This is a genomic window from Halosolutus amylolyticus, assembly GCF_023566055.1.
Lineage (GTDB): Archaea > Halobacteriota > Halobacteria > Halobacteriales > Natrialbaceae > Halosolutus > Halosolutus amylolyticus.
Window position 1 is genome coordinate 155,657 of sequence record NZ_JALIQP010000006.1, and the last position, 15,012, is coordinate 170,668.

13 protein-coding genes are annotated in these 15,012 nt (G+C 60.9%); 7 read left to right on the forward strand and 6 right to left on the reverse strand.

The window, feature by feature from the left end:
• The first annotated feature begins 166 nt into the window (after positions 1-166).
• From MUN73_RS20040 to MUN73_RS20065, 6 genes are all read left to right on the forward strand, one after another.
• A complete protein-coding gene (locus MUN73_RS20040) occupies positions 167-901 on the forward strand; it encodes a DUF7344 domain-containing protein (protein WP_250142290.1) in 735 nt (244 codons plus the stop codon).
• 171 nt (positions 902-1,072) lie between these two features.
• Positions 1,073-1,912: an MBL fold metallo-hydrolase gene (locus MUN73_RS20045; RefSeq protein WP_250142291.1), complete on the forward strand. Its 840-nt coding sequence runs from the start codon at positions 1,073-1,075 to the stop codon at positions 1,910-1,912.
• Between the two features lie 76 nt (positions 1,913-1,988).
• Positions 1,989-3,620 (forward strand): MSCRAMM family adhesin SdrC, encoded by a 1,632-nt coding sequence (locus tag MUN73_RS20050; RefSeq protein WP_250142292.1) that lies wholly within the window; start codon positions 1,989-1,991, stop codon positions 3,618-3,620.
• A gap of 59 nt (positions 3,621-3,679) precedes the next feature.
• On the forward strand, positions 3,680-4,606 hold the full coding sequence (locus tag MUN73_RS20055) for a phosphoribosyltransferase HisG-related protein (protein WP_250142293.1): 927 nt from the start codon (positions 3,680-3,682) through the stop codon (positions 4,604-4,606).
• A gap of 254 nt (positions 4,607-4,860) precedes the next feature.
• Entirely contained in the window at positions 4,861-5,139 is a 279-nt protein-coding gene (locus tag MUN73_RS20060; RefSeq protein ID WP_250142294.1) for a hypothetical protein, read from the forward strand.
• 128 nt (positions 5,140-5,267) lie between these two features.
• Positions 5,268-5,495, forward strand: coding sequence for a hypothetical protein (locus MUN73_RS20065; protein WP_250142295.1), 228 nt, complete (start codon positions 5,268-5,270; stop codon positions 5,493-5,495).
• Between the two features lie 70 nt (positions 5,496-5,565).
• On the opposite strand, the gene MUN73_RS20070 is transcribed toward MUN73_RS20065, so the two are convergent.
• A complete protein-coding gene (locus tag MUN73_RS20070) occupies positions 5,566-6,045 on the reverse strand; it encodes a winged helix-turn-helix transcriptional regulator (protein ID WP_250142296.1) in 480 nt (159 codons plus the stop codon).
• A 219-nt stretch (positions 6,046-6,264) separates the two neighbouring features.
• On the opposite strand from MUN73_RS20070, the gene MUN73_RS20075 reads away from it, so the two are divergent.
• On the forward strand, positions 6,265-8,325 hold the full coding sequence (locus MUN73_RS20075; protein ID WP_250142297.1) for a transposase: 2,061 nt from the start codon (positions 6,265-6,267) through the stop codon (positions 8,323-8,325).
• A 382-nt stretch (positions 8,326-8,707) separates the two neighbouring features.
• Here the strand turns inward: MUN73_RS20075 and MUN73_RS20080 are convergent, their stop codons facing one another.
• From MUN73_RS20080 to MUN73_RS20100, 5 genes are all read right to left on the reverse strand, one after another.
• On the reverse strand, positions 8,708-9,754 hold the full coding sequence (locus tag MUN73_RS20080; RefSeq protein WP_250142298.1) for a tyrosine-type recombinase/integrase: 1,047 nt from the start codon (positions 9,752-9,754) through the stop codon (positions 8,708-8,710).
• Entirely contained in the window at positions 9,744-10,136 is a 393-nt protein-coding gene (locus MUN73_RS20085) for a DUF5805 domain-containing protein (RefSeq protein WP_250142299.1), read from the reverse strand. The genes MUN73_RS20080 and MUN73_RS20085 overlap by 11 nt, the downstream gene beginning before the upstream one ends.
• Before the next feature lie 1,065 nt (positions 10,137-11,201).
• Complete coding sequence (locus MUN73_RS20090) at positions 11,202-12,581, reverse strand: carboxypeptidase regulatory-like domain-containing protein (protein ID WP_250142300.1); 1,380 nt, start codon at positions 12,579-12,581, stop codon at positions 11,202-11,204.
• Positions 12,582-12,794: 213 nt separating this feature from the next.
• On the reverse strand, positions 12,795-14,351 hold the full coding sequence (locus MUN73_RS20095) for a PH domain-containing protein (RefSeq protein WP_250142301.1): 1,557 nt from the start codon (positions 14,349-14,351) through the stop codon (positions 12,795-12,797).
• The gene (locus MUN73_RS20100; protein WP_250142302.1) at positions 14,348-14,836 is read right to left on the reverse strand and encodes a PH domain-containing protein; all 489 of its coding nucleotides are present in this window, start codon (positions 14,834-14,836) and stop codon (positions 14,348-14,350) included. The genes MUN73_RS20095 and MUN73_RS20100 overlap by 4 nt, the downstream gene beginning before the upstream one ends.
• Positions 14,837-15,012 lie beyond the last annotated feature (176 nt).

The window sequence follows — 15,012 nt, forward strand, 5'->3', positions numbered from 1 at the left end:
CGACCACCCGTTGTTGATTTGTAACTCGATTTTCGAAATCAGTGACTACACCCGGGCCGTATAGCCCTAATATTACGTGAATGTAACGCTTTCGTGGGTAATCGTCGGCTGTATCCAACACAGTTTGGAGGGATTCTTTTGCTCGTAGCACGCCGACCAGTAGTCGATGACTACCACGAGTTCACTCGACCGATCGACCGCGGCGCTGGACAGTCTGTGTCAGTCCCTCGCGAGCGATCGTCGCCGTGCGATCCTCCGTCTCGTCCCCGACCCTTCGTCGGACGGAATCGAGAAAGCCGACCTTGCGACCCGACTCGTCGCAGTAACGAACGATAAACCCCCCGGCGCAGTGACCGACGACGAACGCCGGCGGTCCGAGATCGAACTCGCCCACCACGATCTCCCCGCCCTGCAAGACGGTGGCCTGATCGCGACGCGCGAGGATGGGGCCGTGGTCGCGACCGACCATCCAGCGGTCGACGAAAACGGGATCGACGACGCGTTAGCGGAACGCTCGGATGCCGACTGCGACGCGGTGTTCGAGGCGCTCGCGGACGCACGTCGGCGGACGGTCCTTTCGGTCCTCGAGAACGAACGCGGATCCCTCTCCGCGCGATCGCTCGCGCGTTCGGTCGCGGCCCGAGAAATCGGAGCGAGCGAGCGATCGGTCCCGTCCGATCGCGTGGATCGCGTGCTCGCGTCGCTCGTCCACGTTCACCTGCCGACGCTCGCAGACGCCGGCCTCGTTGCGTACGACGACTCGGCGGGTCGCGTCGGCTACGAGGGTCACCCCCTGCTCCGGACCGGGTTGATAGATCTCGGTCGCGATACGGAGACGACCGACGAGGAAGCTATCGACGCCGTCACGGAGTTCGCGGTGCTCGCACCGACCGGTGACTGATACGGATTGCTGTCCCGATGTGCCGGCACGACCGCGACCCGTCGGCGGTTGTGCCGGGACCAACGGACAGTGGTCCGTATGGCCGGACTCGACACCGGCACGCGCCGCCTTCAGGATGCGACGCGATCGGAGACGACAACACTTACCCGGTCGGTCCGCACACGCACCAGTATGACACAGATCCGGAGCGACTGGGGCGACTGGCTGGTTCGCGACGTCGAGGAGGCCGACCCGGACGGGGTAGCGATCTGGTATCTCGGCTGTAACGGCTTCGTCCTGAAAGGGAGTGCTGGAACGACGCTCTTCATCGACCCCTACGTCGGTCTGGGCGATCCGCCGCGCACGGTACGGATGATCCCCGTTCCGTTCGACCCGGCGGACGTCACCGCGGCCGACGCCGTGCTCGCGACACACGAACACACGGACCACGTCCACGGCCCGAGCCAGGCACCGATTCTCGCGACCACCGGGGCGACGTTCTACGCCCCCGACGACAGTCTCGCAGTCGCGCGCGAAGAGGAAGCGTGGACCGACGAGTGGAACGTCAGTGCGGACCAGTTCACCGAGATAGCGGAAGGCGATACCGTCGACATCGGCGAATTCACGCTCCACGTCGAGGAGGCGCACGATCCGGATGCGACGCATCCGGTCAGTTACGTTCTCGAACACGATGCGGGAACGTTCTTCCACGGCGGCGACACGAAGCCGTCCGACGAGTTCGAACGTATCGGCGAGGCCTACGACATCGACCTCGGCGTCCTCGCGTTCGGTACCGTCGGACGGATTCCGGACAAGGAGACGCGCGAACCCAAACGAACCCGCTGGTACAACGACGAGAACCAGATCGTCGAGGCGGCGGCCGACCTCCAGCTCGATCGACTCCTGCCAAGTCACTGGGACATGTGGCGTGGCCTGACATCGGATCCCAAGGTCCTCCACCACCACGCGAAGAGTTTTGCGCATCCACGACGGCTCGAACTGGTCGAAATCGGCGATCGCGTCGATCTGTAGGACGGCGACGGTTCAACTGTCCTGAAATTGATATGCGCCGTACAATTTATAGTAATGGTATGGTAACGTTGGGGTCATGAGTAACACCGCCGACACGGACGACGTGATCGAGGTCAGTGGCGATGGGTTGACAGTCCGAAAGACGTTCGCGGCGGACGAGTTCCCCGTACCTGCGATCCGGTTCGAGATCCACTCCGACCACGACGAAGAGGTCGCCTTTCGACTCTCCGAGGATATCCCCGACTCGTTCCCGATGGACAAGGTCGGGTTCCATCCCGACTATCACAGCGACGACTGGACCGCCTTCCAGGACAACCACGTCGAGTTCACCGGGACGGTCGACCCGGACGAAGAACTCGTGACGGTCTACGGTATCCGTATCGACGACGAGAGCGAGGCGTCGACGTTCCTCACGGAACCGACGATCGTCGAGGTGAATTCGGACGACGACGGCGGTTCGGACGCCGACGAGATCGACGACGACGTCATCGGCAGTATCGTCGACGAGGACCGCAACCAGCCCGTCAAAGACATGATCTCGGGCGAATCCGACTCGGTACCGGGTCTCGAGGACGAGGCCGACGAGGACGACGCGGAAACCACCGACGAGACCGGTCCGGAAGCCGGCGACGAGACCGATTCGGACGGTGCCGCGCTCGGAGACGAGGCGGGCGGACTCGACCTCGACCTCGGCGACGTCGACCCCGAACCCGAACCGATCGACGACGACGCGGACGAAGACGACGCGCCGGACATCGATCTCGGGTTCGACGACGACGAGATTCCGGAACCGACGGACGACCCCGCGACGTCGGCCGACGAGTCCGGGGCCGACGACGATCGCGTCGAGATCGACCTCGGAACCGACGACGAGTCGAGCGCCGACGTGCCGGATTCGGACGACGAACCCGAGATCGACCTCGACCTCGAATCGGCCGCCGCGGCTGCCGACGACGTCAACGCGGCCGACGAGACGTCAGACGTCGATACGGATGCGGCCGACGCGGAATCCGCCGGTCCGGCGGACGCCGACGAACCGACGATCGACGAAGGCGACACGACCGACGACGGTACCGACGCCCCTGCGACGGACCCCGATGCAGCCGAAACACCCGCGATCGACACCGCGTCGTCCACGGAAACCGCCGGCACAGAACTCGATACCGAACCGGCACCGGAGCCGGGACCGGCGGGTTCGATCGCGACCCGACTCGCGAGCGAACTCGAAGACGACGCTGTCGACGAGGAGGATCTCGACGTTCTCCGGGACGCACTCGACGTCGAACCGTCCGGTTCCGAGATCGCGAAGATCGACCACCTCCAGTCGCGCATCGAAGAGGTCGCGGCCTACACCGATGCTCTCGAGGCGTTCCTCGACGAGAACGGCTCCGGGCAGGAACTGATCGAGGAGTTCAAGGAGGAACTCGAAACGTTCGAGTCCGACCTCTCCGCGATGGACGAGCGTCTCACCGGCACCGAAGACCACGTCCTCGACGTCGAAACGGAGCTCGACGACGTGACCGACGACGTGGACGACCTCGAAGACGAGGTGGAGACGATCGACGACGACGTTGACGAACTCGAGGAGGACGTCGACGAATTGGAAGAAGACGTCGACGACCTCGAAGACGATCTGGAAGCGGTCCGCGAGGACGTGACGAACATCCAGGACTGGCGGGATCAGCTCGGATCGATGTTCTCGGACTGACGGGTCGCCGAGGTCCCGAAACGCAACGCGTTTATCCGTCGCCTGTCGAGAACGCACCGATGGGCGAGACGATTCCGATCGCGATTCCACGGAAAGGGCGACCCCTCGAGTCGGTGTTCGATCGGCTCGCGCGTCGCCTCGACGTTTCTGAGCTCGCGGACGACGTCATCTCGACGCTCCGCCACGAGAAAGCGCTCACGAAGGGAACGATCAGTCCCGACGACGAGGACGTCTACCATCGTCTCGCCACCTACAGCACCGTCGACGATCCCACGGCGCCGGAGTACACGCTCTTGCGCGACGATCGGGCCGGCAAACCGCGACGGATCGTCTTCGACAGCGTGACGATCCCGATCGACGGCGTCGACGGCGTCCCCGACGGTACCGAAATCCAGCTGGTCGGCCGCGAGGAACCGTTTCGAGCGCTCCGGACTCACGAGTTCGCGCTCGGGTTCGACAGCGCCGACCTCGTCCTCGAAGAGGTCGTCGAACTCCGTCCGGAGCCGCTCGGTCGGATCGCGGACGTCAACGCGCGGATCAATCCCGCCGACACGGACGTCCGCGTGGTCACGGGACTCGGAGACACCGTCTACCACACGCTGCTCGCGACACCCGAGGTCGCGCCCGCGTCCGGGTCGCTCGATCGGGCGTTTCTCGAGACCTACGAGGGGCCGCTGTGTATCGAACCCCGGTACGAACGTCTCGTGCAGGCCGTCCTCGGCACCCGGTCCCTCGAGAACGTCTCGTTCGAATATCCCCCGAACGGGCAGGAAGAGGAGGCGGCGATCGCCGACACCGGCGTCGGCGTCTACCTGACCATGACCGGATCGACCGCCCGCGAACACGGCCTGGTACTCGGCGAGCAGTTGTTCCCGAGCGAGACCGTTCTGCTCGAGAGTTCCCCCGAAGTCTCCGATTCGATCGCGGCCGTCCGATCGATGCTGGCGAACGGTCCCGAAGAGACCGAACTCGCCGTGGGTCGGTAGGGTTCCGGCTCCCGATCAGCAAGAACGCCAGAGTTGGGGCGTCCGTCGTCCAGTTTTCCGACAGTGTCGGTCGACGACCAGTACGGAGCATCGCCGTGACGAGTTCACTAGCTACCGCTTATTTCATTAGTCTATAATGGTTCTTAACTCGAATGATGTTCGGCTACTCTCTTGATCGGTCAGTACAGAACAGGCATATGTCGGACCAGAATGTGAGCTTTAATATGTTGAACCAGTAAAATATAATCAACAGTATGGGGATAGATTCAGACAGAGAAACAGATGGCGGTGAGATAACAGGGCTCACTCAAGACGAACTCTATACCGTTGTTCAAACTGCTGTCAAGGACGCACTTATTGATGTAATTGGAACCGTATTCCTTCTCGGATTTGCGCTCCTGCTCATTGGTGCAGGCACCCAAGTGATACTTGCGTCCTCTACGACAGGAGTTCTATTCGGCGTCGGTTTTGTTTCAATTGGGCTTGTAGTGGCAGCCGCTGCTTTTAATCTCGTTCCACCATTCCGGGAGTAACTCTTCGATCAATAAGCACGTGTAGTGAGCAGATCACTGCTTTTGCTTTCACCGTGTCTGGGAAGATTACGTGATCAGTACAGGTCAAATACATAACAACCATATCTTATCGGGTTGTGGACCTATACATGGCAGTTACAAAGCAAATGCTCATTGAAAATCTCTTAGAATCTTTGTACTGGTTATCGAATCTTGCATACTTACTATTAACACTCGGTATCGCAGCATGGCTTGCAAACGCGGTCGGTGCTACCCTTGGTGGAGGATACCTTGGGACTGTCATCGGATTTGTAGTGTTCGGAGGGGCGTTCCTTGGGATGATGCTGGTGTATTATCTACTCATTCTGAACGACTGACCGATACATTCGCAGTCGTAGTGATCAACGGTCTCAAGAAAGAAAAGCTCGAAATAAAGACTTCAGGGAGTTACTCCCTAGTGAAGAACTCATCATCAAAGTCTCGATCAGAGTCTTCACCGGAAAAGTCCGTCACATCTTCACCGAACGGATCAACGTACGGATCGCTGTCACTGCGTCTCGCTAACTCCTCTTTCGTCGTCTCACCCTCAATCCACTCCACCAGCTCTTGTTTCCCATCCTCAACTTGTGCCTGCATATCAAGCATCGTCCGATACGCGTGGACCATATCCAATCGCTCCATTTTTGTTACGACATACTGCCCACGCTCTGTAATCCGGTACTGATTCTTCACCGATGTCTCCCGGTCGTCGATTTCCGGAGTAATCAGCCCGAGATCTTTCGCTTCCCCGATCCGCTTCGACAACGTTGACGAACTAATCTGTAATCGCTCGTTCAGATGTTTGAACCGCTTGGATTCACCTTTCAGCACCACGAGGAGACCAATCCCGCCACGCAGCTCAAAGAACTCCCTAAGCGTGTCTGCCATGTCTCACACGCTATACCCTGTTGGCATCCGTAGTCAAACTTTCTTCTACTCTGAACCCCGCTTCGCTCCAAACCACAATTTGATTTGGAACTATTCGGAAATCGAATCATCCTGTATGCACATCGCGTTTGACCACCCTTGGCGTAGGATAAGACAGGTTTCCGGAAACAACACCCCGAACTTTACACTTCGATTCGAAGTAAAACCACCTACCAGTCTATGACGGCCACTCCCAACACGAAACAGACGGTCCTTGACTCCTTGCGTGAGTCTCACCGGGAGTGGCCATACTCGGAAGCCCATGACACGGTCAACGGAGACCCATGGCCGCTCGCGTGGGATGCCGCCGCATTCATCGAAGAATGGTTCGCGCACCCAGAACACAACGACGTAGAAGAAGCGATCTGTTTCGTCGAGCTCGCCCCACCTAAATTCGGGTATGACGTGGCTGACTGGCATTTCAAACAGCCACCAGCATCGCTGCTGAAAGCACACCTGCTTCGTATCGTCAAAGGATGGGGCGGCGAGACTGCCCTTCACAACTATCTTGACGATAACCCAGAGTTGGTTGCTGAACTCGGATTCGAGGATGGGCTCGCATCGAAAACCACGCTCTGGCGAGTATGGAATGAAGATCGTCTCTCAGACGAACACAAACAGGTCGTGCGGACTATCGGGCAGGTGCTGGTTGATGTCGCACGCGAACACGACGTGCCCGCGCCGGACGAGGTCTTCCACCCTGATCCGAGCGTTGACACACCTGACGGTGTCGAACAGGATGATTCAACAGTTCGAGACCGGACGATTGCGAAAACACGGGAGATCTGGCAGCAAGCCAAGCCGATGGCGACGGAAAACTATGAGCTCCCGCGTGGCAAGAACACAGAGGTTCACGACAACGCATTCCTCGAAGCACACGCGTTCATCGGTTCACGTGAGGAGATGTACGCGGAGAACGGTACGTGGAATTTCGCAGCAGAGACAACGCGTGACCGCGTTCAAACGGGCAGTACTCATCGCCACCACTTACAGAAAATCGGGCCGGATGCCGCTCGGAAAATGCATCGTGACACGACACGAGAGTTGATCGAGCGCGCTCGCCGTGACTCAGAACTCGTTGACGGTGTCCTCGTGAGCATTGACATCACGAAGTCGAACCCGTACCGAACGAAGCGGAAAATCGAGTCTGACGAGGACGGGAACGTGACGAACACGTGGTTGCTCGGGTACAAGAACGATGATGAAGACGAGTCTGCGGAGTTCTACTTTCAGTGGGCGAGCATCCAAATTGTCGGATTAGATATTCCACTCGTATTGGATGCGATTCCCGTGCATCGCGGGCTCTCACGTGTCGCTATCGTTGACCAGCTCTTGGAGACTGCGACAGACATGGTAGATGTCGAGTTGCTGATGATGGATCGAGAGTTTGCCCACGATCCGGTGAAAGAGGTCTGTGAGGATCACGGTGTGTGGTATTTGAATCCGGGCATTATGCGGACGAGTGAGCGGGCGACGTGTACGCGTCTTCGCCGCCAAGGGAAGCTCGTCCACATCGAGAGTGATGAGGCCAGTACCGATGACGCTGACGTGGGAACAACGCTTGGTGACTTTACAGCTGACGAGACAACTGACGAAGATGACGATGATGAGGTTGAACGGAAGCGTGTGTATGTGCCAGCAATGAATGCTGAGCGGACGAATGATGGAATAGAGGATGACGAGAGCGACGAAGCGGATGAGGAGTCAGATGGAGAGGATGTGCTTCGTCAGGAGTTACTCCGTGATTTCGCAGAAGCGACTGATGCGGATACAGAAGATGTTGGGCAGATGTTCGGTGACGTGATTGAAGAGGTTCGTGAAGAGGAAGACGAACAAGAGTTGCCGGGGAGTGAGGAAGACAAGGAGCTGTATATGTTGTTTGAGACGAATCACCCTGATCTCGAACTCCCGGGTGGTGCTGGTGAGGTCAGTGAGATGTCCGAGATGGAGAAGGTACACATGGTGGCGCGGGTGATCAGGAAGTACAAGCATCGGTGGGGGATTGAGAACGGATTCAAGCAGATCAAGAGCTTCCGTGTCCGTACCACGTCGATGGATCACGAGTACCGGTTCTTCAACTTCCTGTACGCGTGTACGATGTACAATGTGTGGCGACTCACCGATCTACTGGTGAAGTTGGAGCTACGGGCTGAGTCCGAGTTCCGATATGAACCACTCGTGACAGCAGATCTGTTCCTGACGATTGCGAAGGATTACGTCGGGTTAGATCCCCCCGACTGACGTTTTCGGTTCCGGGTATTCCCCTTCGTTAGTGGCGACACTACTGTGTAATCGCTGTTTTTCGGGTTTTCTTCTCTGAACTACCGGCTGGTAGTGGTGATCTTTCCATCGACCATTATTTCAGCTAGTTTTCGGTATTAGAATACTGCTGTATTCAACGTTTTGCTCTCTATCTTGTGAAATTGCCCAACATCAGTCGCCGTTCTTCGATATAGCGACATGCAGTTTACGGGTTGGATTTCCGTCGTCCGGCTGTACAGCAGAAGAGCCGAAATAGCATCGAACTCGGCCACAACGGCAGAAACACTGGTCGTACCGTACGATTCCGATGCAAGACGACGAGGAGATCCCGCCGGTTCGAACCGATCGGGCGAGGGGACACTCATTCGCCAGTTATCGTGTAGATGTGTTCGAGATACGTCTCACGGACCCGATCGCCCCAGTTGTGGGTGTACGTATCGATCACGTCGCTCGCGACGTCGCCGCGGAGATACTGGACGATCCCCCGATCGCCGGTTCGATCGCGGAGGTGCGTGGTGAAGAAGTGCCGGAAGTAGTGGGGCGTGACGTTCTCGGTGGTGCCACCGCCCGTCCGGTACCACCCGTGGTCGCGAGCGTGTTTTTTGACGACGTATCTGACGTCCGCCGGCGTCAGGCGCTCGCCCCACGAGTCCCTCGTGTCGAGAAAGAGCGGGTCCGCGGGCGAGACCGGATCCGGTCGAATCGCGAGCCACTCGACCAGCGCCCGCCGAAGCTCGTCGTCGACGGGAACGACCGTATCGCGCTTTCGCTTGTTCGACGCCGTCCGCTGCTCGCCGTTGGTACTGGCTCCCCGTGATGGCTCCGCGGAGACGAACAGCGACGACGATCGGCGTTCGAGTTCGACCCGCGGCGACCAGTCCTGGTCGAGTGCCGTCACGGAGAGGTGCAGATCCCGGAGATCGAGGTTACAGAGTTCGCCGACGCGCATTCCCGTCTTCAACAGGGTCGTGACGACGGCTCGCTCGAGCGGGTGGGCGATCGTCTCGACGAACGATCGCATCTCCGGAACCGAGATATCCCGCCGCGTGGGGTCCGTATCGATCGATTCGGACATCTCCTCCATGACGAGCGCCATCGGGTTGTCGTCGAAGACGCCGACGCGCGTCATGTAGTCGTAGAACCGGTTGAGATACGAGGCGTACGTCGCGATCGTGCTCGGTTCGAACGCCCCCCGCAGGGAGTGTATCCAGGCCATACACTCCCGTCTACCGGCCTCACGCGGTCTCTCGACGCCATCGAACCGTTCCCGCAGGAATCCCTCGAACCGACGGAGAACGCGCTCGTAGGCGTCGAGCGTCCGTTCGCTCTTGCCGTGATAGCGCTGGTCGTCGAGAAAGTACGCGATCGGATCCGTCACCTCGTCGGGAGCCCCGACGTCAGTCGCCATCGTCACCTCCGACGATCGTGTAGCCGCCGTGGCGTCCGCTGTATCGAATCCGGTTGTCGGACTGGAGATCCTCGAGCGTGTCGTCGAGCCGAGACTCGATATCGTCGCTGACCGCTTCGAGGAGTTCGTCCCAGGAATAACTGTCAGCCGAGAGTAATTCGAGGACACGTGTTTCGAGGGCGTTACCCCCAGGGTCAGCGTCCGGAGAAGTGGGTTGCTCGCGATCGGGTTCGAACCCCCGTCGGCCGGCCTGGACCATCGTTCGAACGAACTCACTCTGGCTCATGCCGAGGTCGTCGGCGTGGGATTGCCACTCCGCTTTCTGGTAGGCGGGAACGTACGTTTTGACAGCAGTTCTAGACGTATCCGCCGAATCGCTCATATCACACGCATCAAACGCGACGACCTTCAATCTACCTACTATCTGGGCTAAGTGAGTTTATCCCAGAAAATGAGTCGAATTTGCGCCGATATATGTGACTATAATCCCGGATCAAATCGTTTGTAGTGACACTAATTGGGATGTGAATGCGCATCCTGTATGCCCACAGTATGGGATGTAGAGACAGGGGCGAAGCAGGGTCGGACGGGCAATTGCGTCGATCGCAACACCGATCGGGATTCGAGCACGCTGTCGATCGCCGGTCGGACCGAAGCGAATCGAGATATCGCCGGCGAATCGCTTCGTCTCAGTACTGCCGCGAGTGACCGTCGACAGTGCGTCATCCGACCCCGTCGAATGCCCGGAACCCAGGGACAGATTCGCGTATCGACCGTCGACGCGTATCGGTTGGCCCGGTTGATGAACGCCTACGGGCTACTGCCGGGATGTGACTGCGTGGGCGATCGCGTTTCCCGCGGCAGTGGTCCCAGTGAGTAGCGTTTCCAAGAGCTACTGGCATCAGGGTACGGGTTCGTACCAGACGGACTGCAAGGGGCCACACCGCCGCCTTTATCGTCGTCTGCTACCGTCAGAAACGTCGGTTCGTCGTCCTCGTGCGGTCCAGCGACGGTTTCGAACGTCGACGAATCCGTCGATTCCGGAATCCGACTGCGACTCGGATCCGCCTGTCCGAACCTGAGAGTTCGGTCGGACGCCCAGTATCGCCACGCTTGTCGTCGAAATCGTCGCTCACGAGTCTCTGCCGGCGACGATCGTCGCATCCCCCGTTCAACGATCTCCTCGCTCGAACGCTCACGCGTGCAGCCGACGACTGCATTGGCGCACACCCGCCCGATAAATCATATATTGCTATACCCAACAACGTGCCGTCCACCCGAGTGAGACGCTGTCCAGTCCCGGAAGCGTCGATCGATCGGGAACCCCACTAGCTTCGGATCCAGCGCCGCCACTATCGACGTCTTTCGACCGCGAGACAAAGATGGGATTCGGGCCCACTCGCACGGGACGATCCGACGAGCGGCTGTTTCAGTTCGGGCCGGTTCGTTACGTAGCGAGACTCGATCGACCGGTGATCACCATCGCAACGCTGCTTCCGATCGCGCTGATGGCACCGACGAGACCGGCGATCGCGATCACGTTCCGGGTGGCGACCTCGGAATCCGACGAGAAGCTAATCAGGGCCATCGCGAGGACGACCAGGAAGAGGCCACCGATGAGCGAACTCGCGGTCGTACCCGCGAGTCGTAGCCGACTGAACCGCCGACGCCCTTCGCTCAGCCCGAGGACGATCGCCAGCACTGGCGCGACGAGGAAGACCACCAGCAGGCCGATCAGCGGGGCGAGCTGTCCGGCGATCGCCTGATCGAAGGTGACCTCGACCCAGCCGACCGACAGGTAGCCCGCGGCCCCGATGGCGACGCCGACCATCGCCATGAACCCGATCGTCGCACCCGTCTTCCGGAGGAGGTCGACGAACGCCTCGTTACTCCGTTTGGCCACGCCGAGCACCGCGAGCGCGAGTCCGGTGACGAGCGCGACGCCGGCGAAGAGGACGCCGACGTCGAGGACGGTCGATCCGAGCGCACCGCCGGCAACGTCCCCGTCGGCCCCGCCATCGCCGCCGTTACCACCTGCATCGTCTTCCTCCGCGGCCATCGACACGTCGAGTGCGGCGGTCCCGTTCGCTTCGACCGTGACGGTCTCTTCGACGGTCTCGTATCCGCTCGTGGAGAACCGGATCGGCTGGTCGCCTTCGCCGACTTCGATCTCGTAGGTGCCGTCCTCGTCGGATGTCGTCGATCCGGTGGACTCGATAGCGGCGATCTCGACGCCCTCGATCGGTTCCCCGTCGTCGTCGGTCACCGTCCCCTCGACGGTGCCGGTATCGGGCATCGCGAGGGTGTTCGCCGCCGCGTTCAGGTCGTCGTCGATCGCCTCGACGCGGTCGGCCGTGCGCCGAAGCGAGTCCGCGGCCTCCTTCGCACCGTCGCTGATGTGCCCGTACTCCGCTTCGATCCGATCGGCCTCCTCGCGTGCTTCCGCCGCCGTGTCGACGTGGTTGGCGATGTCTCGACCGACGCGATCCTGTGCCTGTTCGTTGATCTCGTCGACGACCCGATCGAGCATCGTGTCGTGGACGCGGGTCGCCGCTTCGCGCAACCGCTGGGCTTCCGCTTCGGCTTCGGCCGCAGTTTCGGCCTCGACCTCGGCGACGAGTTCGACGTCCTCGACGTTCTCGAGTCCGTCGTTCGTCTCCTCGATGCGATCGTTCGTGTCGGCGATCGCGTTCGCGTTTACCTCCTCGACGTCGCTCTCGTCGAACTCCTGGGCGGCAACGGTGCCGGGACCGACCCCGACCGCGATACCCGAAGACAGGACGAGGAGCGTCGATAGCAGGAACACTCCTACTTGTTGTCTGTTCATTATGGCTAATCATGCAGTATTTCTCGATATATAACTTTTGATTCGTGTGGTATTTATTGACTCCCACACCGGAATGTTGCGTGAATAATTAAAGGGAATTTGGTACAGTTTGGTCGTTTTGCCACTAATGGGCGAACTATTACCGGGAAGACCAACGCGTTTGTTTGCCAGAACGGAGGCTGGGACGACGTTTTTCCAGTGGGCGCCCGTCGGCTACGAGGAGTCCGTGGGGGACGGGTCTCCGTCTTCTCCACGCACCGACCGGAACCGGGTGTCGTTCGAGCGGTCCCGGTCGCGTGCACGAAGTCGCTCCTGCAGTCGGGCCTCGATGAACGCCTGCATCTCGAGTCCGTCGTCCGCGTCGACGTCGTAGGCAGTGCCGGCCCGGCCGAAGAACGACGCCGAACTGGCAGTGTCGGCCGTCACGTTCGCGAGTCGTCGGCGACGCTGGAAGACGGTCTGCGTGTGGACGACGGCCTGCACGCGGTAGTACGGGACGACCTTGGTCGATCGCCGCCAGAACCCCGTCCGTGCGAGAAGTACCCTATCACCGAACTGGTACCCTCGGTTCGACCACTTCAGGTGGGCCCCGACCGGGACGGCGACGACCAGGAGCGCGAGGGCGTACCAGTAGCTACCCACAGCCGTGGACGATGCCACCAGGTAGCCGGCGGCGACGACGACGGCAACGACCAGGAGATACCGCACGGCGTAGCGCTCTCTCGCACGACGGGGCGGCCGTTCGAACTCGTACTCGTCGAACGGTTCGATCGAGCGGGCGAGTGCGAGCACGCGATCACGACCGGCGAGGGGTATCGCGGATTCCGTCCCGCGAGCGCCCGCTTGCCCGGGTGCGTATCCTGCCGTCTCGACGGCCAGCGAACTGTAGCCGAACCACCGGAACGGAACGGATTCGGCGATCGTCAGCGTCTGTACCTTGTCCAGGGGAATCGTGCCGCTGTAGCGCTGGAGCAGGCCGCGCTCGTAGTACAGTTCGTCGTCGACGCGAGTGAGTCGGAAGCCGTAGTACCGGTTGACCGTCAGGAGTACGCTCACGATCCAGGCCGCGAGCAGGAACAGGAGAACGCCCCAGGCGAGCGCGAACACGCCGGTCCCGGGGAGATCATCGAGCAGTCCGAACGGGACCAACGTTCCCGGATCGAACCCGCTCGCGAACGAGAGGGCGATTCCGCCGAGGAGACTGGCCCCCGGGTCGATCGTGAAGCAACTCAGGACGGCGAGTTCCCGCGGCTCCATGGCGAAGAGCAGTTCTTCCTCGTCCCGGTCGTCGGCGTCTCGGTCGCGATCGAGTCCGCGTTCGACGTCGGCGTCCCCGCCACCGTTTCGCAGTTGACGTCGGAGGCGGCGAGCCTCGTCCTCGCCGACGTACTGGAGCGTGACCTCCGTCTGGCCCCCACCGGCGGTCTCGACGTGAACGACGGCCAGCCCGAGCGCCCGGCCGAGGACGGGCTGTCTCACGTCGACGTTCTGGATCCGCCGTCGCGGCACCTCCCGATCGCGCCGGGCGAACACGCCGGACGTGACGTCGAACGTGTCCGCGGTGAGTTCGTAGCGGAACCGCTCGTAGTAGGCGTACTCGTAGACGATCCCGAGCAGGATTCCGGCGAGAACCAGCCCGCCGATAGTCAGGAGATTCGGACCGGCGCTTCCCGGGGATGCGACGACCCCGACGACGAAAAACAGGAACCCGGTGCTGACGCTCCGCGACACCGATCGGACGGCGACCGAGGCAGGGTGGAGTTTTCTCATACGGCGTCTTCGCCCTCGCTCTCGATCGCGAGTCGACGCAGCTCTTCGCGGAGACCGTTCGCGCGCTCCGGTGTCAGCCCGGGAATCGCCACGTCGGCGCTCCGGGAGCCCGCGGTGTAGACGACCATCGTTGCCAGCCCGGTCGTTCGCTCGATCGGGGACCGCCGGGAGTCGACGTGCTGGACGCGGACGTACGGGACGACGGTCTTGACGCGCGTGAAGACGCCCCGCTCGATGTAGAGCCCGTCGTCCTGTATCTCGAATCGCCAGACGCTGTAGCGAAACCACGCGACGAGAACCCGCACAGCGGCGAGTACCACGGCGAGTCCCACGGCGGCCGGGACGAACCAGTCGGGTTCGGATGCCCAGACGCCGGTCGACGAAACCGCGATCGCGCCACCCACGATCAGGGCGCCGACGATCGCGGCCCGAATACCGGCGACGACGAGCCAGACGACGCGGACCCGGGGGGTGAGTCGTTCCATACTGTCCGTGAGGCACACTGTGCGAATAAAAGGTGGGAACGCAAGAGCCCGGTCGACGAGGAACGGGGGCACACAGAATCACGGTCGACGACGCGGCGATCACGAATCGTTACGGGGCGGGCGCATCGACGGAGCGGGCCCCTCGATCGCAGAGGGCGGGAAAAGCCGAGATCCGT